The sequence below is a fragment of the Nonomuraea sp. NPDC001831 genome (genome assembly GCF_042892035.1).
In the GTDB taxonomy this organism is placed as follows: Bacteria; Actinomycetota; Actinomycetes; order Streptosporangiales; family Streptosporangiaceae; genus Nonomuraea.
This window is the reverse complement of sequence record NZ_JBIATU010000013.1, coordinates 1-19,606: the sequence shown is the minus strand read 5'-3', so window position 1 is coordinate 19,606 and position 19,606 is coordinate 1. Positions and strand designations below refer to the sequence as shown.

The 19,606-nt window shown below is 70.3% G+C and carries 21 protein-coding genes; 11 read left to right on the top strand and 10 right to left on the bottom strand.

The window, feature by feature from the left end:
* Positions 1–62: 62 nt before the first annotated feature.
* From ACFYYW_RS33965 to ACFYYW_RS33955, 3 genes are read right to left on the bottom strand one after another with little or no spacing between them, the layout of a single operon-like run.
* Entirely contained in the window at positions 63–1,001 is a 939-nt protein-coding gene (locus tag ACFYYW_RS33965; RefSeq protein WP_387654927.1) for an NAD-dependent epimerase/dehydratase family protein, read from the bottom strand.
* A 10-nt stretch (positions 1,002–1,011) separates the two neighbouring features.
* Positions 1,012–1,278, bottom strand: coding sequence for a mycothiol system anti-sigma-R factor (gene rsrA / locus ACFYYW_RS33960; protein WP_352322878.1), 267 nt, complete (start codon positions 1,276–1,278; stop codon positions 1,012–1,014).
* On the bottom strand, positions 1,275–1,991 hold the full coding sequence (locus tag ACFYYW_RS33955; RefSeq protein ID WP_387654924.1) for a sigma-70 family RNA polymerase sigma factor: 717 nt from the start codon (positions 1,989–1,991) through the stop codon (positions 1,275–1,277). Before ACFYYW_RS33955 ends, rsrA begins: the two co-directional genes overlap by 4 nt.
* Before the next feature lie 123 nt (positions 1,992–2,114).
* Here ACFYYW_RS33955 and ACFYYW_RS33950 point away from each other — a divergent pair, with 123 nt between their 5' ends.
* Positions 2,115–2,855, top strand: a complete 741-nt coding sequence (locus ACFYYW_RS33950; RefSeq protein ID WP_387654921.1) for a class I SAM-dependent methyltransferase — start codon at positions 2,115–2,117, stop codon at positions 2,853–2,855.
* 36 nt (positions 2,856–2,891) lie between these two features.
* Here ACFYYW_RS33950 and ACFYYW_RS33945 read toward each other — a convergent pair whose 3' ends face one another.
* Together ACFYYW_RS33945 and ACFYYW_RS33940 are read right to left on the bottom strand one after the other, a co-directional pair.
* Positions 2,892–3,224, bottom strand: coding sequence for a TraR/DksA family transcriptional regulator (locus ACFYYW_RS33945; RefSeq protein WP_387654918.1), 333 nt, complete (start codon positions 3,222–3,224; stop codon positions 2,892–2,894).
* Between the two features lie 156 nt (positions 3,225–3,380).
* The gene (locus ACFYYW_RS33940; RefSeq protein WP_387654916.1) at positions 3,381–4,124 is read right to left on the bottom strand and encodes an SOS response-associated peptidase; all 744 of its coding nucleotides are present in this window, start codon (positions 4,122–4,124) and stop codon (positions 3,381–3,383) included.
* A 178-nt stretch (positions 4,125–4,302) separates the two neighbouring features.
* On the opposite strand from ACFYYW_RS33940, the gene aroA reads away from it, so the two are divergent.
* Complete coding sequence (gene aroA, locus ACFYYW_RS33935) at positions 4,303–5,577, top strand: 3-phosphoshikimate 1-carboxyvinyltransferase (protein ID WP_387654913.1); 1,275 nt, start codon at positions 4,303–4,305, stop codon at positions 5,575–5,577.
* 91 nt (positions 5,578–5,668) lie between these two features.
* Positions 5,669–6,700, top strand: coding sequence for a ribosome small subunit-dependent GTPase A (rsgA, locus tag ACFYYW_RS33930; protein WP_387655346.1), 1,032 nt, complete (start codon positions 5,669–5,671; stop codon positions 6,698–6,700).
* Positions 6,701–6,711: 11 nt separating this feature from the next.
* Here the strand turns inward: rsgA and ACFYYW_RS33925 are convergent, their stop codons facing one another.
* Entirely contained in the window at positions 6,712–7,167 is a 456-nt protein-coding gene (locus ACFYYW_RS33925; protein WP_387654910.1) for a DUF4442 domain-containing protein, read from the bottom strand.
* Between the two features lie 54 nt (positions 7,168–7,221).
* Here ACFYYW_RS33925 and hisN point away from each other — a divergent pair, with 54 nt between their 5' ends.
* Positions 7,222–8,055: a histidinol-phosphatase gene (gene hisN, locus ACFYYW_RS33920; protein ID WP_387654907.1), complete on the top strand. Its 834-nt coding sequence runs from the start codon at positions 7,222–7,224 to the stop codon at positions 8,053–8,055.
* A gap of 7 nt (positions 8,056–8,062) precedes the next feature.
* Here hisN and ACFYYW_RS33915 read toward each other — a convergent pair whose 3' ends face one another.
* The 3 genes from ACFYYW_RS33915 to ACFYYW_RS33905 form a co-directional block, all read right to left on the bottom strand.
* The gene (locus ACFYYW_RS33915; protein ID WP_387654904.1) at positions 8,063–8,434 is read right to left on the bottom strand and encodes an Rv3235 family protein; all 372 of its coding nucleotides are present in this window, start codon (positions 8,432–8,434) and stop codon (positions 8,063–8,065) included.
* A gap of 166 nt (positions 8,435–8,600) precedes the next feature.
* Positions 8,601–9,386 (bottom strand): fructosamine kinase family protein, encoded by a 786-nt coding sequence (locus tag ACFYYW_RS33910; protein ID WP_387654901.1) that lies wholly within the window; start codon positions 9,384–9,386, stop codon positions 8,601–8,603.
* The gene (locus ACFYYW_RS33905) at positions 9,373–9,846 is read right to left on the bottom strand and encodes a low molecular weight protein-tyrosine-phosphatase (protein ID WP_387654898.1); all 474 of its coding nucleotides are present in this window, start codon (positions 9,844–9,846) and stop codon (positions 9,373–9,375) included. The genes ACFYYW_RS33910 and ACFYYW_RS33905 overlap by 14 nt, the downstream gene beginning before the upstream one ends.
* A 136-nt stretch (positions 9,847–9,982) precedes the next feature.
* On the opposite strand from ACFYYW_RS33905, the gene pstS reads away from it, so the two are divergent.
* Genes pstS through ACFYYW_RS33880 form a run of 5 tightly spaced genes read left to right on the top strand, consistent with a single transcriptional unit; the run spans position 9,983 to position 14,471 of the window.
* Complete coding sequence (gene pstS, locus ACFYYW_RS33900) at positions 9,983–11,098, top strand: phosphate ABC transporter substrate-binding protein PstS (RefSeq protein WP_387654895.1); 1,116 nt, start codon at positions 9,983–9,985, stop codon at positions 11,096–11,098.
* 6 nt (positions 11,099–11,104) lie between these two features.
* Complete coding sequence (gene pstC / locus ACFYYW_RS33895) at positions 11,105–12,085, top strand: phosphate ABC transporter permease subunit PstC (RefSeq protein WP_352322868.1); 981 nt, start codon at positions 11,105–11,107, stop codon at positions 12,083–12,085.
* Positions 12,082–12,954: a phosphate ABC transporter permease PstA gene (gene pstA, locus ACFYYW_RS33890; protein ID WP_352322867.1), complete on the top strand. Its 873-nt coding sequence runs from the start codon at positions 12,082–12,084 to the stop codon at positions 12,952–12,954. Before pstC ends, pstA begins: the two co-directional genes overlap by 4 nt.
* 15 nt (positions 12,955–12,969) lie before the next feature.
* Entirely contained in the window at positions 12,970–13,746 is a 777-nt protein-coding gene (pstB, locus tag ACFYYW_RS33885) for a phosphate ABC transporter ATP-binding protein PstB (protein WP_352322866.1), read from the top strand.
* Positions 13,746–14,471: a response regulator transcription factor gene (locus ACFYYW_RS33880; RefSeq protein WP_387654891.1), complete on the top strand. Its 726-nt coding sequence runs from the start codon at positions 13,746–13,748 to the stop codon at positions 14,469–14,471. The genes pstB and ACFYYW_RS33880 overlap by 1 nt, the downstream gene beginning before the upstream one ends.
* On the opposite strand, the gene ACFYYW_RS33875 is transcribed toward ACFYYW_RS33880, so the two are convergent.
* Positions 14,440–15,465, bottom strand: coding sequence for a serine hydrolase (locus tag ACFYYW_RS33875; protein ID WP_387654888.1), 1,026 nt, complete (start codon positions 15,463–15,465; stop codon positions 14,440–14,442). The two genes, ACFYYW_RS33880 and ACFYYW_RS33875, sit on opposite strands and share 32 nt — an antisense overlap.
* Positions 15,466–15,767: 302 nt before the next feature.
* Between ACFYYW_RS33875 and ACFYYW_RS33870 the strand changes: the two genes are divergently transcribed.
* Both ACFYYW_RS33870 and ACFYYW_RS33865 read left to right on the top strand, forming a co-directional pair.
* Complete coding sequence (locus tag ACFYYW_RS33870) at positions 15,768–17,120, top strand: hypothetical protein (protein WP_387654885.1); 1,353 nt, start codon at positions 15,768–15,770, stop codon at positions 17,118–17,120.
* Positions 17,121–17,454: 334 nt separating this feature from the next.
* Positions 17,455–18,909, top strand: coding sequence for a PQQ-binding-like beta-propeller repeat protein (locus tag ACFYYW_RS33865; RefSeq protein ID WP_387654883.1), 1,455 nt, complete (start codon positions 17,455–17,457; stop codon positions 18,907–18,909).
* Positions 18,910–19,606: the final 697 nt, after the last annotated feature.

Genomic DNA, 19,606 nt, shown 5'->3' with positions numbered 1-19,606 from the left:
ACAGAACAGGACGTCACCGTACGGGCCGAGCGGGAAATCGCAAGCAAAGTGTAATCAAGCAACTACCTGGCGCGACTCCGCGCCCAGGCCACGGTGCTCTTCACGCCGGTCGGCAGGTCGGTGCGCGGCTCCCAGCGAAGCCCCTCGTGGGCGGGCACCGGATCGACGGCCATCGCCGGCAGGTCGCCGAGGCGCGGCTGCGCGAAGCCCGGCTTGTCCGGGGCCCCGGCCGCGTCGGCGATCAGCGAGTGCAGGCGCCTGTCGGTGGTCTGGATGCCGGTGCCGAGGTTGAAGCGGCGGCCGTTGCCCTCACTGCCGCAGGCCCGGACGAAGCCGTCGACCACGTCGTCGACGTAGACGTAGTCGCGGGTCTGGGTGCCGTCGCCGTAGAGGACGGTGGGGGTGCCGTTGAGCAGGGCGTCGGTGAAGATCGACACGACGCCGGCCTCCCCGTCGGGCGACTGGCGCGGGCCGTAGACGTTGGAGAGCACCAGCGTGGTGTACTCCAGGCCGTAGAGGGCGCGGAAGGTCGCCAGATAGATCTCGGCGCTCAGCTTGGAGGCCGCGTACGGCGAGCGCGGGTCGGTGGGCGCGTCGCCGGGCACGGGGATCGTGGCGGGCCGGCCGTAGACCGCCACCGACGAGGCGAACACCACCTTGCGCGTGGTGCCCTCCTTGGCCGCCGTCAGCACCGACGCGGTGCCCTCGACGTTGAGCCGGGCGTCGTGCACGGGGTCCGCGACGCTCCTGCGTACGCTGATCTGGGCGGCCAGGTGGCAGATGACCTCGGGCCGCAGCTCGGCCGCCAGCCCGATGATCGCCGGGTCTCGCACGTCGAGGACGTGCAGGCTGAAACGGTCGCTCTCGGCGGCGTTGACCAGGTTGTCCCTGCTGCCGGAGGACAGGTCGTCTACGGCCACGACCTCGTGTCCGTCCGCGAGCAGGCGGTCGACGAGGTTCGACCCGATGAAACCGGCACCACCGGTGACTAGGACGCGCATGGCGTGAATCCTAGTCGGCCAGCTCCGACCTCACCTGCTCGATGCGAGCCAGCACCTTGGAACGCAGATCGGCGGGGACGGGGTCGCAGCCGCAGTGCTTGGCCACGAGCGCCTTGACCGCCTTGTCGAGGTCGTACTCCTTCAGGCACGGGCTGCACTCGTCGAGATGCACGCGGATGTCGGAGACGTCACCGTCGGTCAGCTCGCCGTCGAGATAGGCGTAGACCTTGTCCAGCACCTCGCGACAGTCGGTGTCGTGCGGGTTGCCACAGCTCATTTCGATCCCTCCGAGGGGACCAGGCCGCGCTCGCGGGCGTAGTCCTCTAGGAGGCCCCGGAGCTGCCTGCGTCCCCGATGCAGCCTGGACATCACGGTGCCGATGGGAGTGCCCATGATGTCGGCGATCTCCTTGTAGGGGAAGCCTTCGACGTCGGCGAGGTAGACGGCGATCCTGAACTCTTCCGGCAGCGCCGCGAGCGCCTGCTTGATGTCGCCGTCGGGGAGGTGCTCCAGCGCCTCGACCTCGGCCGACTTCAGCCCGCTTGAGGTGTGGGACTCGGCGCGCGCGAGCTGCCAGTCCTCGATCTCCTCGGTGCCGGACTGCTTGGGCTCACGCTGCTTCTTGCGGTAGCTGTTGATGAACGTGTTCGTCAGGATCCGGTAGAGCCACGCCTTGAGGTTCGTGCCCTCCTGGAACTGGTGGAACGACGCGAACGCCTTGGCGAAGGTCTCCTGAAGCAGGTCCTCCGCGTCCGCTGGATTCCGGGTCATCCGGAGCGCGGCGGAGTAGAGCTGTTCGAGATACGGCATGACGTCGCGCTCGAACCGCTCGCTGCGCTGCTCCAGAGTCTCCGCGCCTGTCGCGGGCACCGGACCCACCCCCCTAAGATCACCGGTGGCCGGCTGTGGCGGTACACCGTACTCAGGGGAGAATACCCGCTGGCCGATGACCTCCTGGTCATCGGGGCGCGGTCTTTCCAATGTGAGCATGCTCGTCGCAACACGCCCGCGCCCTTGTCTGTTCCCGCAAGATAGAAGGTACAGAGGACCCGGTGCGGGGAACGTCCATACGTACCGGCTGGTAGCCCTTTTTCCGGAACTCAGGAGTCGCGTGTGCTGCCCATTCCGGCCGAGGAACTGAACGGCTCTGGGACGCTCGGGCCGTACTGGACCTTCTACCGCGCCGTCGCCGCCGAGCAACTGAACCGCTGGCTCCCCGGCGAACCGTCGGTGATCCTCGATCTGTCCGGCGGCCGCGGACGCTGGTCCGGCCAGGCCGCGAGGGCGGGACACCGGGTGATCGAAGTGCTCGACTTCCGCCGGACCGTGGACACGCAGTCCCGTTTGCGGGACGCCGACCGGGTTCGGCACGTACGCGCCGACGATCTGGCGTTTCTTCCCGATGAGAGTGTTGACGCGGTGGTCGCCGAGGAACGCGCGATGTCGATCGAGCTCATGGCCGAGTCGGCGATGAGCGACGTGGCCAGGGTGCTGCGTCCGGGCGGGCGGGCGCTGGTGTGCGTCGACTCGCTGGTGCTCGGCATGGCGATCCTGGCCGAGCAGGAGCAGTGGCAGCACCTGCGGCAGACCGGCGAGGTCATGCTGGTGCCCTGGCCCGACGGCAGCATCACGCGCTGCTTCAGCAGCGGCCAGCTCCGTGAGCTGCTGATGGGGGCGGGGCTCGAGGTGGAGTGGATGCGGCCGCGCACGGTGTTGTCGCCGTCCACGGTGGACCATGTGCTCGGGTCCGACGGGCGGGCCCTGACCTGGCTCGTGCGCACCGAGCTCGACGCCCATCCCGACGACGACGACACGGTGGGCATCCACCTGGTGGCCAGCGCGCGCAAGAGCTGAGCCGCCTCCCGGCGGCCGCCGGCTTCCGCGCGGGTGTCAGCGGCGGCGTTCGCGTCTTCCCTGGCACTGCACGCAGCGGGCGGCCTCCGGCCGGGCCTCCAGCCGGCCCTCGGGCACCGGCTCGTCGCAGTCGACGCACCTGCCGTACGCGCCTTCGTCCAGGCGCTTGATCGCCTCGGTCACCGCGCGGCGTTGCGCGGTCGCCACGGTGAGCATGGCCTGGGCGCGGTCGGCGTCGGTGAGGTCGGAGCCCGCGTCGGCCGCCGAGTACTCGCGGATCGCGACGGGGTCGCCCTGGAGCACCCCGATCGAGCGGTCCAGCTCCGCGAGCATGTCTTCGAGCCGCTGACGAGCGGTCGTGACGTCCACGAATCCGCACCTCCGGGTGAAAAGGGGGAAGCCCGCGGCCAGGACTCCCCGGTTGTCCCGCCCGGCGCAATTAGGGGCATGTTGTGGCGGTGACACCGAGTGAACGGTCGCATCGCTTTCCTCACCGAATGCCCACTTACCATGCTTCTTACACCTTTAGAAAAGGCCGGCTTCCTCCTCGTCGGGAAGCGGTTTGATGAGATCCGGCCCATTGTTCCGGACATTATTGACATCAGTAGAAACGGGATATGCCGCCAGCCTCCCGGCCTCCGCGGGCACCAGGAGTCGTGAGGCGCGCTCGGTGTCGGTGAGGCCCGGGTCGAGCCAGTCGGCCCAGCGGTCGCGTTCGATCATCATGGGCATCCTGTCGTGGATGCGGCCGAGCTGGTCCTCGGCGTCCGTGGTGATGACCGTGCAGGTCACCAGCCACTTGAGCGGATCGTCGTCGTCGCGGGTGCGGTCCTTCCAGAACTCGTACAGGCCGGCCATGGCCAGCACGCCGCCGTCGGCCGGGTGGATGAAGTACGGCTGCTTCTTCTTCTCGCCCTCGACGGCCATCCACTCGAAGTAGCCGTCGGCCGGGATCAGGCACCTGCGCTTGGCGAACGCCTGCCGGAACGACGGCTTCTCGGCCAGCGTCTCGGCCCTGGCGTTGATCAGCCGGGAGCCGATCGACGGGTCCTTGGCCCAGACCGGCACCAGGCCCCATTTGACGATCCGCAGCTGCCGGACCGGGTGCTCGTCCTCCTTGGAGGACCGGCTCATGACCGCGTAGACGTTCTTGGTGGGGGCGACGTTGAAGTCGGCGCCCAGCTCCTTGTCGGGCTCGCCGTCGAGCTCGACCTGGAACTCCTCCAGCAGCTCGTGCTTTTTGCGCGCCGAGGCGTATCTACCGCACATGTCCCCACATTGCCATACGTCCGGGTCTGCGCTCGCGGCTTCGCCTCCGGCCGGGGCGGTCCGGCCCGGCTCGGCGGGAGGGCGGCGCGTCCGGCCGGGGCGGATCGGCCCGGCGGGAGGGCGGCGCGTCGTCCACAGGCCGTGAACGGGCCGTACCAGGGCCAGTAGGCTTTGGAACATGCCCGCTCAGCACTGGCCCGCGCCGACGGCCGACACGCCCGTCAACGCCTCCGTCCGCCTGCCCGGCTCCAAGTCCGTCACCAACCGGGCGCTGCTGCTCGCCGCGCTGGCCGACGGTCCGGGCGTCGTCCGCCAGGCGCTGCGCAGCCGCGACGCCGACCTCATGGTGGCGGCCCTGCGCGCGCTCGGCGCCACGCTGACGGCCGTGCGCGAGACCACCGACGCGGTCGACTGGGAGGTGCGGCCGGGCCCGGTCCGCGGCGGCGCGCGCATCGACGCGGGGCTGGCGGGCACGGTCATGCGGTTCGTCCCGCCGATGGCCGCGCTGGCCGACGGGCCGGTCTTCTTCGACGGCGACCCCTACGCCCGCAGGCGTCCGATGGGCCCGATCCTCGACGCCCTGCGCACACTCGGGGCCCGCCTCGACAACGACGCGCTCCCGTTCACCATCACCGGGCCGCTGACCGGCGGCGAGGTCACGATCGACGCCTCCGGCTCCTCGCAGTTCGTCTCGGGGCTGATGCTGACGGCGGCGCGCTTCGCCAAGGGCGTGACGATCCGGCACGTCGGCCCGCCGGTGCCCTCCCAGCCGCACATCGAGATGACCGTCCACATGCTGCGGGAGGCCGGGGTCACGGTCGACGACACCGAGCGCGACGTGTGGCGGGTCGAGCCGGGCCCGATCGCGGCCAGGGACATGACGGTCGAGCCCGACCTGTCCAACGCGGCGCCGTTCCTGGCCGCCGCGCTGGTCACGGGCGGCACGGTCACCGTCCCGGGCTGGCCGGCGGAGACCACCCAGCCGGGCGACGCGCTGCGCGGCCTGCTCACCACCATGGGCGCCACGGTGACCCGCGACGGCGCCGACCTGGTCGTCACCGGCACGGGCGAGGTCAAGGGCCTCGACGCCGACCTTCATGAGGTGGGCGAGCTGACCCCCACGATCGCCGCGCTGGCCGCCCTGGCCACCACGCCGAGCCGCCTCCGCGGGGTCGGCCACCTGCGCGGCCACGAGACCGACCGGCTGGCCGCGCTGGCCGCCGAGATCAACGCCCTCGGCGGCGACGCGGAGGAGACGGCCGACGGCCTGCTCATCCGTCCCCGCCCGCTGCACGGCGGCGTGTTCCACAGCTACGACGACCACCGCATGGCCACGGCCGGGGCCGTGATCGGCCTCGCCGTGCCGGGCGTGGAGGTGGAGAACATCGCGACGACCGCCAAGACGTTGCCCGAGTTCGTCCAGATGTGGGCGGCGATGCTGGAGTCCCGATGAGCGGCGATGGTCGCGCGTTTCGCGGCAGGCGGCGGGGGCACTTCGCAGGAGGGTCCGGCGTGAGAGGAAGCGAGCGCATGGGAGCGGACCGCTGAGAAAGCGGGAGTACGACGAGGACGACGTACGGGTCAGGCCGGGCAAGGGCTCGCGCCCGCGCACCCGCATCCGTCCCGCGCACGAGGACGCCGTGGAGGGCTTCGTGGTCGCCGTCGACCGGGGCCGCTACACCACCCTGGTCGAGCCCGACCGCGGCCACAAGCGCAAGCAGCAGCAGCGCCGGCTCGTCGTCGCCATGAAGGCCCGCGAGCTCGGCCGCAAGGGCATCGTGGTCGGCGACCGGGTGGCCCTGGTCGGCGACGTGTCGGGCCGCCCCGACACGCTGGCCAGGGTGGTCCGCGTGGAGCCGCGCACCTCGATGTTGCGCCGCTCGGCCGACGACACCGACGACACCGACGGCATCGAGCGCCCGGTCGTGGCCAACGCCGACCAGCTCGTGATCGTCACGGCGCTGGCTGACCCGCCGCCCCGGCCCCGGATGATCGACCGGATCCTGGTGGCGGCGTTCGACGCCGAGATCGACGCCCTGCTCTGCCTGACCAAGTCCGACCTCGCCCCACCCGACGAGCTGGTCGCCCTGTACGAGCCGCTGGGCGTGCCGCACATCGTGGTCCACAAGGGCGGCTCGCTCGACGAGCTGCGCGACCACCTGGCCGGCCGCATCAGCGTGCTGGTGGGCCATTCGGGCGTGGGCAAGTCCACCCTGGTCAACGCCCTGGTCCCCGACGCCAACCGCGCGGTCTCGCACGTCAACGCGGTCACCGGCCGCGGCCGGCACACCTCCACCTCGGCCGTCGCGCTGGAGCTGCCCGAGGGCGGCTGGATCATCGACACGCCGGGGGTGCGCAGCTTCGGCCTGGCCCACGTGTCGGTCGAGACCGTGCTGGCCGCCTTCCCCGACCTGGTGGAGGGCACGGTCACCTGCCCGAAGGGCTGCACCCACCTCGGCGACGGCTGCGCGCTCGACGCCTGGGCGGCAGCGGGCAACGCCGACCCGGCCCGTCTGGAGTCGCTGCGCCGCCTGCTGTCCAGCCGCGAGGGCGCCCCCGACGAGCCCGCCGCCTGATCGTCGGCCGGTCAGGGGCGGTTGGGGCGCAGCGTCCAGGTGACGGTGAGGCTGGAGACCAGGGTGCCGGCCGCGTCGCGCACGTCGACCAGCACGTCGAAGACCGGCCGCTCGCCGGCGTCCAGCTTGCCGACGACCTCCTCTCTTGAGGCGGCCACGCGCGCCTGCGCCCGCACCTCCCCCAGGGCCACCTTCCGGAACTCGATGGTCGCCGTCGTGGGCAGCGGCACGCTGCGGCTGAGCTGGTCGCCGAACCTGGACAGCACCGCCGCGCCCGACGCCGACTCGGCCAGGGTGAACAGCGTGCCCGCGTGCGGCCCGGCCACGTGGTTGTGCAGCTCGGGCCGGTCGGGCAGCCGGCATTCCGCCCGGCCGTCCTCGACCGAGTCGAACACGATCCCCAACGTCCGGGCGAATGGAACGGTTTCGAGAAGGAAGGCACCTACATCAGTGGACATAGGAGACATGTTACTGGTCAGTAGGTGAAAAGGGAGTTACCAGAAAAGGGTCGCCGGTGACTGATGTCCGGCACGACCGACGCGATAGCGTGGCTGACCGTGCAGGGTTACAACGACGATCTACGCCTCGCTCACGTCATGGCGGACGCCGCCGACGACCTGACCATGCGGCGCTTCAAGGCGGTCGACCTCAAGGTCGAGACCAAGCCCGACCTGACGCCGGTCAGCGACGCCGACCGGGCCGTCGAGGAGGCCATCCGCGGCACGCTGCGCCGGGCCCGGCCGCGCGACGCGGTGGTGGGCGAGGAGTTCGGCAGGACCGGGTGGGGAGCCCGGTCGTGGATCATCGACCCCATCGACGGCACCAAGAACTACGTGCGCGGCGTGCCCGTCTGGGCCACGCTGATCGCGCTCATGGAGTACGGCAAGGTCGTCGTCGGCCTGGTGTCGGCCCCCGCGCTCGGCCGTCGCTGGTGGGCGGCGACCGGCGGCGGCGCCTGGACCGGCAGGAGCCTGGCCAAGGCCACCAGGATGAGCGTCTCCTCGGTCACCGCGCTGGAGGACGCCTCCTTCTCCTACTCCAGCTTCGGCGGCTGGGAGGAGCTCGGCAAGCTGGACAACTTCCTCGACCTCGGCCGCGCCTGCTGGCGCACCCGCGCGTACGGCGACTTCTGGTCGCACATGATGGTCGCCGAGGGCTCGGTCGACGTGTCCGCCGAGCCGGAGCTGTCGCCCTGGGACATGGCGGCCCTGACCGTGATCGTCGAGGAGGCCGGCGGCGTCTGGACCGACCTCGCCGGCGTGCGCGGCCTGGAGGGCGGCAGCCTGGTCTGCACGAACGGCGCCCTCCACGACGAGGTGCTCAACCGGCTCAACGGCACCACGATCACCTCCTGAGCCCGCTTCAGGCCGTCTCGAAGTCGGTGCACAACCAGCGGTGGCCGTGCCGCTCCAGCCGTACGGCCAGGACGTGGCTGCGCTCGCCGCAGTGCACCAGCACGCACATCTCGACGGCCCCGTCCCTCGGCTCCTTGACGTGCGGGCTCCCGACGAACGGCGGCCGATCGGCGGAGATCATCCGCCCGGCCCTGACGAGGTCGCGGTAGGCCCCGCCGGTGAGCCGGTCGGCCACCGACTCCGGCGGGCGGCGACCTGTCAGCACCTCGGCCAGCGCCTGCCCGAGCTGGCGCAGCCTGCGTTCGTCGGGCCGGGCTCCGGGCGGGCCCCAGACCAGCGGGGTCAGGGCCAGTGCGCCGTGCGTGGGGTCGTCCGCCATGCGCCCTCCAATTGACTCAGGGGGAAGAAGGAAACGCCTTAATGAGTTTTCGGCCGGGGCCGCCGGATACGAAATCCGCCAACTTTACCCGGCCGCCGTCCTCTTTTCTCCCCTTGGGCGGAGAAATGCTTACCGTGGCTGGATCCCCTATTTCTTTATCGGTTGTTCAGAGCGACAACACCCGGGCGACCGCATCCAGCAACGAGTCGCGGTAGGAGGCTCCGTACAGCACCACGTGCACCAGCAGCGGATGGAGCTGGTGCAGCGGCACCCGCGCCCGCCACCCCGGCGCGAGCGGGAACTCCTCCTGGTAGGCCCCCATCACCCGATCCAGGTACGGCAGCCCGAACAGGGCGAGCATGGCCAGATCCGTCTCCCGGTGCCCGCCGTGGGCCGCCGGATCGATCAGCACCCCGGTGCCGCCGGACCACAACACGTTCCCGCTCCACAGATCCCCATGGAGGCGGGCGGGCGGCTCCGGCGGCCCGGCCACCTCGGCGAACCGGGCCACGGCCCGCTCGACCAGCGTCACGTCCGCGGCCGGCAGCCGCGCCCTGCGCAGGAACGGCAACACCCGCCGGGAGGCGTAGAAGGACGGCCAGTCACCGTCGGGCGAGTTGTCCATGGGCAGCTCGGCGATGAACCCCGGCCAGGGCGCGCCGAACCCGGCCGCCCCGGCGCGGTGCAGACGGGCCAGGTCACGGCCGAACCGCAGGGCCGCCTCGGCGGTGGGCGCCTCCTGCGGCACCCACGACAACACCAGCCGGTCGGAACCGGCCTCCACGACCTCGGGCACGGTGATCGCCTCACCCAGCCAGCGCAACCCGGCGGCCTCGGAGGCGAACACGCCGGAGGCAGGCCCGATCTTGGCGAACACCTGCCGCCCGTCCTCCAGGACGCCGCGCTGCAGCCGCCATCCGTGGGAGGAGCCGAGGTCCTCAGTCGATCTCATCGGCGATGTGCGCGGCCACGCCCTTGGCGGCCGTCTCCAGCATGGTCAGCACCTCCTCGAAACCCTCGCGGCCACCGTAATAGGGGTCGGGCACCTCGGCGCCGTCCGGCGCGCCGGGGTCGAACGAGCGGAACAGGCGCACCTCGACGCCGGCGGGCGCCAGGCGGCGCAGGTTGGCCGCGTTGTCCCGGTCCATCGCCAGCACCAGGTCGTAGCGGTCGAACCAGTCCTGCGTGAACTGCCTGGCGCGGTGGGCGGCGCCGTCGTAGCCGTGCTCGGCCAGGATGCCCAGCGCCCGCTCGTCCATCGGATCGCCGGCGTGCCAGCCGCCGGTGCCCGCGCTCTCGACGACCACCCGGCCGCCGAGCCCGCGCTCCTCCAGGGTCCGGCGGAGCACCGCCTCCGCCATCGGGGAACGGCAGATGTTGCCCATGCACACGAGACACACGCGATAGCTCATGTATCCCATCTTCGCTGGTCAAATTGATGGAGAGGACCAGGCGCGTTCACCGAACGTTCACCCTTGTTGGGGGGTCTGAGTCACTTTGCCTGCATAACTTCATGGACGACTAAGGACCAAGTGAGGGGAACCAACCGTGAAGTATGCAGGCCGGCTCGCCGCCGTCGCCGTCGTCGGCGCGCTCTCGCTCGCTGCGTGCGGCACAGACAACAACAGCTCCGGGAGCACGACCGCCACCAGCTCCGCCGGCGCTCCCGCCGCGGGCAACGACAACGGCCTGAGCGGCACCATCAACGCCGCCGGCTCGTCGGCCCAGGCCAACGCGATCGACCAGTGGAAGAAGGACTTCCAGGCCAAGAACTCGGGCGTGAGCCTGAACTACCAGCCGAGCGGTTCGGGTGCCGGTGTGCAGTCGTTCATCGCGGGCACGGTCGACTTCGCGGGTTCGGACTCCGCTCTCAAGGACGACAAGGGCGAGCCCGCCCAGGCCGACGCCCGGTGCAAGACCGGCAAGGCCATCAACATCCCGATGGTGACCGGCCCGGTCGCGGTGGTCTACAACCTCCCTGGCGTGGACGGCCTGCAGCTGTCGCCCAAGACCATCGGCGGCATCTTCGACAGCAAGATCACCAAGTGGGACGACGCGGCCATCAAGGCCGACAACCCCGACGCCAAGCTCCCGTCCACGCCGATCTCGGCCTTCCACCGCTCGGACGAGTCGGGCACCAGCGACAACTTCACCAAGTTCCTCAAGGCGACCGCCGGCTGGCCGTACGAGCCCGCCAAGGCGTGGCCCGCCGAGGCCAAGGGCCAGGGCGCCAAGGGCTCGGACCAGGTCGCGGCCAGCGTCAAGAGCACCGAGGGCTCCATCGGCTACGTCGAGCTCTCCTTCGCCGAGAACTCCCAGCTCAGCAAGGCCAAGGTGGCCAACGGCTCCGGCGAGTTCGTCGAGCTGACCGCCGACAGCGCGGCCAAGACGGTCGAGACCGCCGAGATCACCGGCACCGGCAACGACCTGAAGCTGAGCATCGACTACGCCACCAAGACGGCGGGCGCGTACCCGATCGTGCTGGTGACGTACGAGATCACCTGCGAGAAGGGCCTCGCGCCCGAGCAGGCCAAGCTCGTCAAGGAGTTCCTCACCTACACCTCCAGCGACGAGGGCCAGGCCGCGCTGAAGGAGCTCGGCTACGCCCCGCTCGCGGGCGAGCTGCTGACCAAGGTCCGCACCGCCGTCGGCGCGATCTCCTAGCAGAACATGACGACCAACGTTCGTACCCGTGGGGGCGGGCCGGCCACGCGCCGGTCCGCCTCGCGGCGCAGCCATGGTGAAGGCCCGTTCAAGTTCGTCTCCACCGGCGCCGGCGTCCTGCTGCTGGGCATCATGGCGGCCATCGCCGTGTTCCTCATCAGCGAGGCCGTCCCGGCCCTGCAGGCGAACAAGGGCAACTTCTTCACCGACCTGATCTGGGAGCCCAACGGCAGCCAGGTCTTCGGCATCGGCGCGCTGGCCTTCGGCACCGTACTCAGCTCGGCGATCGCGCTGGTCATCGCCACCCCCATCGCGGTGGGCGTGGCGCTGTTCATCTCCCACTACGCGCCCCGCCGCCTGGCCGGGCCGCTCGGCTACCTGGTCGACCTGCTGGCCGCCGTGCCCAGCGTCGTCTACGGCCTGTGGGGCGTGACGTTCCTGGTGCCGCTGCTGCGCACGCCGTCGCAGTGGCTCAACGAGCACCTCGGCTGGTTCCCGCTGTTCTCCGGCGAGGGGGCCATCGGCGGCAAGACCATGCTCGCCGGCGGCATCGTCCTGGCGATCATGATCCTGCCGATCATCGCGGCCATCTCGCGCGAGGTCTTCCTCCAGGCCCCGAAGATGAACGAGGAGGCGGCCCTGGCGCTCGGCGCCACCCGCTGGGAGATGATCAGGATGGCCGTGCTGCCGTTCGGCCGGCCCGGCGTCATCAGCGCCGCCATGCTCGGCCTCGGCCGCGCGATGGGCGAGACCATCGCGGTCGCGCTGATCTTCCCCGCCACCTTCGACATCAGCTTCGAGATCCTCACCCCGCACGCCAACAGCATCGCGGCCAACATCGCCAACGGCTTCGGCGAGGCCACGCAGGTCGGCCGGGGCGCGCTGATCGCCTCCGGTCTGGTGCTGTTCGTCATCACGCTGCTGGTCAACATGGGCGCACGCATGGTGATCAACCGGCGCAAGGAGTTCAGGGCGGTGGGGGCATGACCATCCAGCACATCTCGACCGGCCGCCGGATCAAGGACAGGTTCGTCCAGGGGCTGGTCTACCTGGCGTTCGCGCTGGCCGTGGTGCCGCTCGTGTCGGTCCTCTGGCTGGTGATCTCGAACGGCCTGGCCCGCTTCGACCTGGAGTTCCTCACCCACTCGATGCGGAACATCGGCGCCCGCGACGTCGGCGGCGGCGCCTACCACGCCATCGTCGGCACGTTGGAGCAGGTCCTGCTGGCCTCGCTCATCTCGGTCCCGATCGGCCTGTTCACCGCCATCTACCTGGTCGAGTACGGCCACGGCGGCCGCCTGAGCCGGGCCATCAGCTTCTTCGTGGACGTCATGACCGGCGTCCCTTCAGTCGTTTCCGGCCTGTTCATCCTCGCCTTCTGGGTGCTCTTCCTGGGCAACCCGTTCTCCGGCTTCGCCGGCGCGCTGGCGCTGTCGATCCTGATGATGCCGACCGTGGTCAGATCGGCCGAGGAAATGCTCCGGCTGGTGCCTAACGACCTGCGCGAAGCCTCGTACGCGCTGGGCGTGGCCAAGTGGCGCACGATCCTGAAGGTCGTGCTGCCGACCGCGTTCACCGGCATCGTCACCGGCGTCATGCTGGCCGTCGCCCGCGTGGCCGGCGAGACCGCGCCGCTGCTGCTCACGGTGTTCTTCACCGACTCCATCAACAACGATCCGTTCAGCGGGCCGCAGATGGGCCTTCCGCTCTTCGTCTTCGACCAGGCGGCCCGTCCCAACGACACCGCCATCGACCGCGCCTGGGCCGGAGCCCTCACGCTGATCCTGATCGTCATGCTGCTCAACCTGGTGGCGCGCCTGATCGCCTGGTGGCGCAGGCCCGCCAGGGGCCGATAGGGGGTAACCGCCACAATGTCCAAGCAGATCCAGGTCTCGGGCCTCGACGCGTACTACGGGTCGCACAAGGCGATCGAGGACGTGTCGATGACCATCGAGCCGCGCTCGATCACCGCGTTCATCGGCCCGTCCGGATGCGGCAAGTCGACGTTCCTGCGCACGCTCAACCGCATGCACGAGGTGATCCCCGGCGCCCGCGTCGAGGGCAAGGTCATGCTCGACGGCGAGGACCTGTACGCCCCCACCGTCGAGCCCGTGTCGGTCCGGCGCATGGTCGGCATGGTCTTCCAGCGCCCCAACCCGTTCCCCACGATGTCGATCTACGAGAACGTGGCCGCCGGGCTCCGCCTCAACGGCCGGGTCGGCAAGTCCACCCTCGACGGCATCGTGGAGGAGTCGCTGAAGGGCGCCAACCTCTGGAACGAGGTCAAGGACCGGCTGAACAAGCCCGGCGCCGGCCTGTCCGGCGGTCAGCAGCAGCGTCTGTGCATCGCCCGCGCGATCGCGGTCAAGCCGCAGGTCCTGCTCATGGACGAGCCGTGCTCGGCGCTCGACCCGATCTCGACGCTGGCCATCGAGGACCTGATGGCCCAGCTCAAGGAAGAGTTCACGATCGTGATCGTGACCCACAACATGCAGCAGGCCGCCCGGGTCAGCGACCGGACCGCGTTCTTCAACCTGGCCGCCCAGGGCAAGCCCGGCAAGGTCATCGAGATGGACGAGACCTCCCGCATGTTCACCAACCCTTCAGAGAAGGCGACAGAGGACTACATCACGGGACGCTTCGGCTGATGACCCCACAGCAGGCGGCATCCACGATGAACGGGGACACGCGGACCAAGCCCGTACTGCTCATCGCCGACCCCGACGACGCCGTGGTCGGTGACCTGGCCACGGCGCTGGAACGCGAGGGCGTGGCCGTCACCGGCGCGCCGGACGGCGCCCAAGGGCTGCTGCAGGCGGGGGCGCTGCAGCCGGACGTGGTGCTCGTCTCGGCCACGCTCCCGGTCATCGACGCGGTCGACTTCGTCCGCGCGGTACGGCTCGCGCGAGCCGTGCCCGTCCTGCTCGGCGTCGGCGAGGGGAACGCCGAACAGGCCGTACGCGCGCTCGCGGCGGGGGCGGCGGCCTGCGTGGCCCGGCCCTACCGGGTGCCGGAACTGCTGCCGTTCATCCAGGCGGCCTCCCCCGAGTCCCGCAAGGTCCTGGCCGTCGGCGGCGTCGAACTGGACGTCCAGGCCTACCAGGTACGCGTCGGCGGCCGCGCCGTGCACCTCCCGCTGCGCGAGTTCGAGCTGCTGCAGTACCTGATGCGCAACGCCGACCGCACGGTCACCCGCGAGCAGATCATGCGGCACGTGTGGCACGCCGCCGCGACCACGTCGACGAACACGATCGCGGTGCACGTCAAACGGCTGCGCGCGCGCCTCGGTGACAACGACGACCAGCTCATCCAGACCGTGCGCGGCGTCGGCTACCGGCTGGTCACGCCGGGCACCTCCGGAACTCCCGCATGATCCGCGCGGCGACGCCCTCGACGGTCGCGATGCCGTCCCCCACCTCGGCGCTGCCCTCGGTGAGGACGGCGACCGCGTAGTCGTGGCCGCGGCCCCGGATCAGCCCCACGCTGACCGTGGCCCAGCGCCCGTTGGAGACGCGCTTCAGCCAGCCGTTCTTCAGGCGCACCCGCTCGCCCGCGCAGGCCGCGGCGGACAGGCCCCAGTCCTGGCCGCGGACGACCGCGCCCATCAGCCTGAGCACCTGCGCGCGCTCCTTCGACTTGAGCGGGCTCTTCCCGGACACCAGCGCCTTCATCAGGCGAACCTGGTCGTCCACCGACGTCTCGGTGATGCCCCAGCAGTAGAGGTCGACGCAGTCCCCCGGCACGCCCCTGGTGTGCTTGAGGCCGAACCTCCGGCCGGCCTCGGTGAAGCCCGCCGCGCCGCCGATCCGCAACCAGAGGCGGTCGGCCGCGTGGTTGTCGCTGTAGCGGATCATGAGCTCGGCGTCGCGCCTGACGGACTCCGGCAGCTTGCGCCACCGTTTCCCGAGCAGCAGCGCCATCAGGATCTGGACCTTGGCCGTGCTGGCGGTGATCAGCCGTTCGCCCGGGTGGTAGCGGTAGACGCGGCCGGTCGTCAGATCCCTGACCATGGCCGTGACCGGGCCCGGCCGGCCCGCCAGGAAGCGGTCCAGCCGCTCGGTGATCTTCTTGGCCGGGACGGGTTTCACGGCCTTCGGCTTCTTTGCCGGGACCTTTCCGGCGATCGCCGGGGGGCCGAGGCGGTGCGGCATGCGTACCGGCCCGGGCGCGGCGCGCACGGTCACCTGCTCCGGGACCGCGTGCGTACTCGCCGTCCCCGGCGCCACCGCCCGCGCGCTCACGGTCCCGCGCGCCGCGTGGGTGGTCAGCGCCGCGCCCGCGGCCGTGTCCGGGGCGAGCAGCGGCGGCGGCAGGAGGGCGAGCGCGATGGCCAGCCGTGGAAGCGTCCTCAGGCTGCCCGCGATCATGCGGTGAATTATCACGAAAAATGGCAACACCGCGCTACGAGTCGCCGGAAATCATCTTCACCTACTCACCGCTCCACAAAGACCCCCACCACCCCGAAGACGCGCGATGTGGCCACTGGTACGATTCCCCTCTTTCGGGGTTTGTCAGCACTCTCGGGGCAAAAGTGACAACGGGGCCGACTTTTCCGCAGTATCAGGGGCAACAGCAGCAGCAACAGTGGCCGGCCATGCAGCCGCCGCCTCCACCACCTCCATCCAGTCCTCCTTCTCCACCCAGGCGCCGGACCGGCTTCTGGGTCACCATGGGCATCGTCTCGCTCGTGGTGGCGGTCGCCGTGGGCGCCGGCGTCGGTCTCGTCCTGCGCGTCCGCATCAACGGCGCCCAGGACCCGCTGCGCCACCAGGAGGCGTCCGGCAAGAGCGACCCGAACGCCGTGATCGTCACCGACCAGGAGATCGAGAAGCTGGTCTACGAGCACGGCAAGGCGCTGAGCAGCGGGAACGCCGACGCGTTCACCTCGATCTTCGACAAGGGCAACGCGGCCCTCGTCCGCGACCAGCGCAAGGTGTTCACGAACCTGCGCAAGGTGCCGCTCAGCGAGGCGTCGTACAAGGTGATGCGCCGCGAGGGCCGCGCCGAGGACAGCTTCGGGCGAGCCCTGAAGTTCACCCAGGACGTCGCGTTCGTCCACCGGTTCGCCGGCATCGACCTGCGGCCGGTCTCGGAGTGGTACCGCTGGACGCTGGAGAAGGCGTCCAAGGACGCGCCACTGGTCGTCACCAAGGTGGACGGCGCGCCGCCGCCCATGGTGACCGAGGGCAGCAAGTCCGTGTACTACCCGGGCCCCTGGGACATCTGGCCCGACATCACCGTGGTCCGCGCGGGCGCCAGCATCGTCCTGTCCCGTCCCCAGGACGCGGCCATGGCCAGGCGCGTCGCCCCGGTGGTCGCCAGTGCGGCGAAGAAGAACCTGGACTTCTGGAAGCGCAACGGCGACGCCACCGCACCCGTGCCGGCCGGGTTCGCGGTCGCGCTGGTCGAGGGGCAGAACCAGCTCGGCAACCTGTTCCGCAAGGAGAAGGCGCACGAAGCGGGCGTGTCCATCCCCATGCTCGCCTGGGCCTCCCTGGGCGACGACGTCAAGGTCGGCGGCACCCGGGTGGTCATGGACACCACCACGTCCTTCTTCCGGTCGTCCGAGGGCATCCTGGAGATCAGCACGCACGAGCTGGCCCACTCCCTGCTGGCCGGGCTGGACAGCGCCGACTTCTCCCTCTTCGGCAAGCCCAACTGGGTCATCGAGGGCTTCGCCGAGTACTCCGCCAACCGCGGCCACCCGATCAACCAGAACATCCGCTTCCAGGAAGGTCGCGCCTACCTGGCCGGCCGCCTCAGCACCCGCTTCTCGGGCCAGCTCCCCGACAACCCGTCGTGGGACTCCAACGGCATGACGAACGTGCACTACCTGATGGGACACCTGGCCATGCGCTACATCGCCCAGCGGTACGGCGAGCAGAAGCTGACCAGCGCGGTGATCGCGGCCTACCGGGCCAAGGGCGACGACAGCGAGGCGGCACTGTTCAAGGTGCTGGGCGTGAGCAAGGCGGACTTCGAACGGCAGTGGGCGTCCTACGTCCGCGGGCAGCTGGCCTGAACGGGGAACAACCATGACCGACCACTCCAACACCCCATCCGGCCCGTACGGCTCCCCACCCCCCAATCCGTACGGCCAGCCGGCTCCCAACCCCGGCGCCTACCCTCCGCCCGCGCAGCCGTGGCCCCAGAACCCGGCCGCGTACCCCCCGCAAGGCACGGGACCGGCCGCCTACCCACCCGCTGGCTACCCGCAACCGCCCGCCACCCCGTACGCCCCTTCTCCTGGCGCGTACGCCCCGCCAACGGGCAACCCAGCCGCATACCCACCGCCACCAGGCAACCAACCCCCCTACTCACCACCACCGGGCAACCAACCCCCATATCCGCCCCCCATGGGCAATCAGCCCACCTACCCGCCGAGCCCTCCCTCCCCCGGCGCACCCTCGCCCTACGGCCAACCCCCGCAGCCCCCCGCACCCGGCAGCGGCACCCCGTACGGCAGCGCGCCCACGCCCACGCAGCAGAGCCCCCGGCCCAAATGGAAGACCGCCCTGCTGGCCACCGGCGCGGCCGTGGTCCTCCTCTCCGTCAGCACGGGCACCGCCTGGTTCGTCGCCACCACCGGAACGCCCGGCGGCGGCATCACCGCGTTCGGCGACGGAGGCGGCGACGGGGCAGAATGGGACGTCCCCCTCCCCAACGCCGGAAGCTGGGACTTCACCACCGCCCTGGCCTTCGGCAGCTGGCTGACCGACAAGGTCGTCATCCGCGCCCAGAAGGACGGCGTCCTCGCCTACGACCTGACGTCCGGAAAACGCTCCTGGGGCATCCCCTCGCCGGGCGCCCAGCTCTGCGGCGCCACCCCGGACCTGTCCGGCGGCAAGGCCGCCATCGCCTACGGCAGCAGCAACTCCTGCGACCACCTGGCCGGCATCGACGCCACCACGGGCAAGCTCACCTGGAAGATCAAAATCCCGGCCGAGAAGTCCAATCTCGCGAACTCCATCAACGTCCCCCGCATCATGAGCGCCGAAGGCGTGGCCGTCACCGAGCTGGACGACGCGGTGGTCGCCTACCGCCTCTCCGACGGCCACAAACTGTGGAGCGCCGCCGCGTCCGCCGACGACGGCTGCCACATCAAGGACATCAACACCGCCGCCACCCGGGTCGCCGTCATCCTCGACTGCACCTTCCGAGGCGGCACCCGCCTCCAGTACATCGACCCCAAGACCGGCAAGATCACCAAGCAGGCCACGCTGGGCCAGCTCAGCCTCATGACCAGCCTCCTGTCAGCCTCTCCCGCCATCATCCGCAGCGAGTCCGGCGGCCAGAACAACTTCACGGTCTACTCCGACGCCGCCACCAAGGTGACCGAGTTCAAGACCCCCGAGGTGGACATGCTCGCCATGAACACCGTGGCGATGGTCAACGGCCTGTTCGAACAACGCCGCTACACCATCCACGGCGACCGCCTCTACCTGGCCACGTTCCCGGAGAACGTCCCGCAGAGCATGCGCTCCCGCAACAAGGCCCTCGCCTACGACCTCAAGACCGGCAAGCAGCTGTGGGAGTCGTCCGGCACCCACGACACGATCCTCACCTACGTACGTGCCGACGACCAGGGCCTGCTGGCCGTCGAAACCGGCGACCGCCGCGACCTGGCCCCCCGCCTCATCCGCCTGGACGCCGCCACCGGCAAGGCCACCGAACTCGCCACCCTCCCCCAGAAGTACGGCACCGAGGCCGAGAAGGCCCGCGTCTTCGAACGCAACGGCGTAGTGATCACCGTCCCCTGGACCTCCGTAGCCACCAGATACGCCGTCACCTACGTCAACACCAAATCCTGACCCCCACAACAAAAGGGCCCCACGCACCCAGCGTGAGGCCCTTCTCCCATCTCCCCACCTCCACCCCCACAGCCCCCAGCCCTGCACCGCGTGAGGTGGCGGGTTACGTGTGCGCGCTAGGTGGGCCTGTGAGCGACTCTCCTGGGGACAACGCCCCAGGACGCTCCAACCCACTGTTCCCACCAGCAGAGCCACCCAGCGCCACTCCATAAATCGACGGAGCATCGAGGCCAGCCAGCCTCCTCACCGGGCACCTGGCCAGGAGGTCGAGAGGCCCCGAGAGCCCGTAGAAGCCTCAGAGTGAGGTGGACAGTCCGGGGATGCGGTGGGAGCCCGGGGATGCGGTGGACAGTCCCGGGTGTGCGGCGACAGTCTGCGGGGATGCGGTGACAGTCCAGGGATGCGTGGTGTATGCCGGGGATACATCAAGTGCCGAAGGGCACGCCGCACCCCCACTCGTCCCCAACGCCTCCGTCGGGTCCCATCGGCCTGCGTAGGCGGGGACCAGCCTCGAAACGCAAAGATGCGCCGCGCGTCTGCGGGCCGATGACACCTGAAGTCTGTCTACGGTCGCGGAATTAGCGCCACCGCACGCAGGCGGCTAAGGGCCGACACTCAGCGGAGGCGTAGGGCCGCCCCCAAGGACGGCCCTGAAGGAACATCGGACCAGAGGCCGGATACGAACCCCACGGCTCTC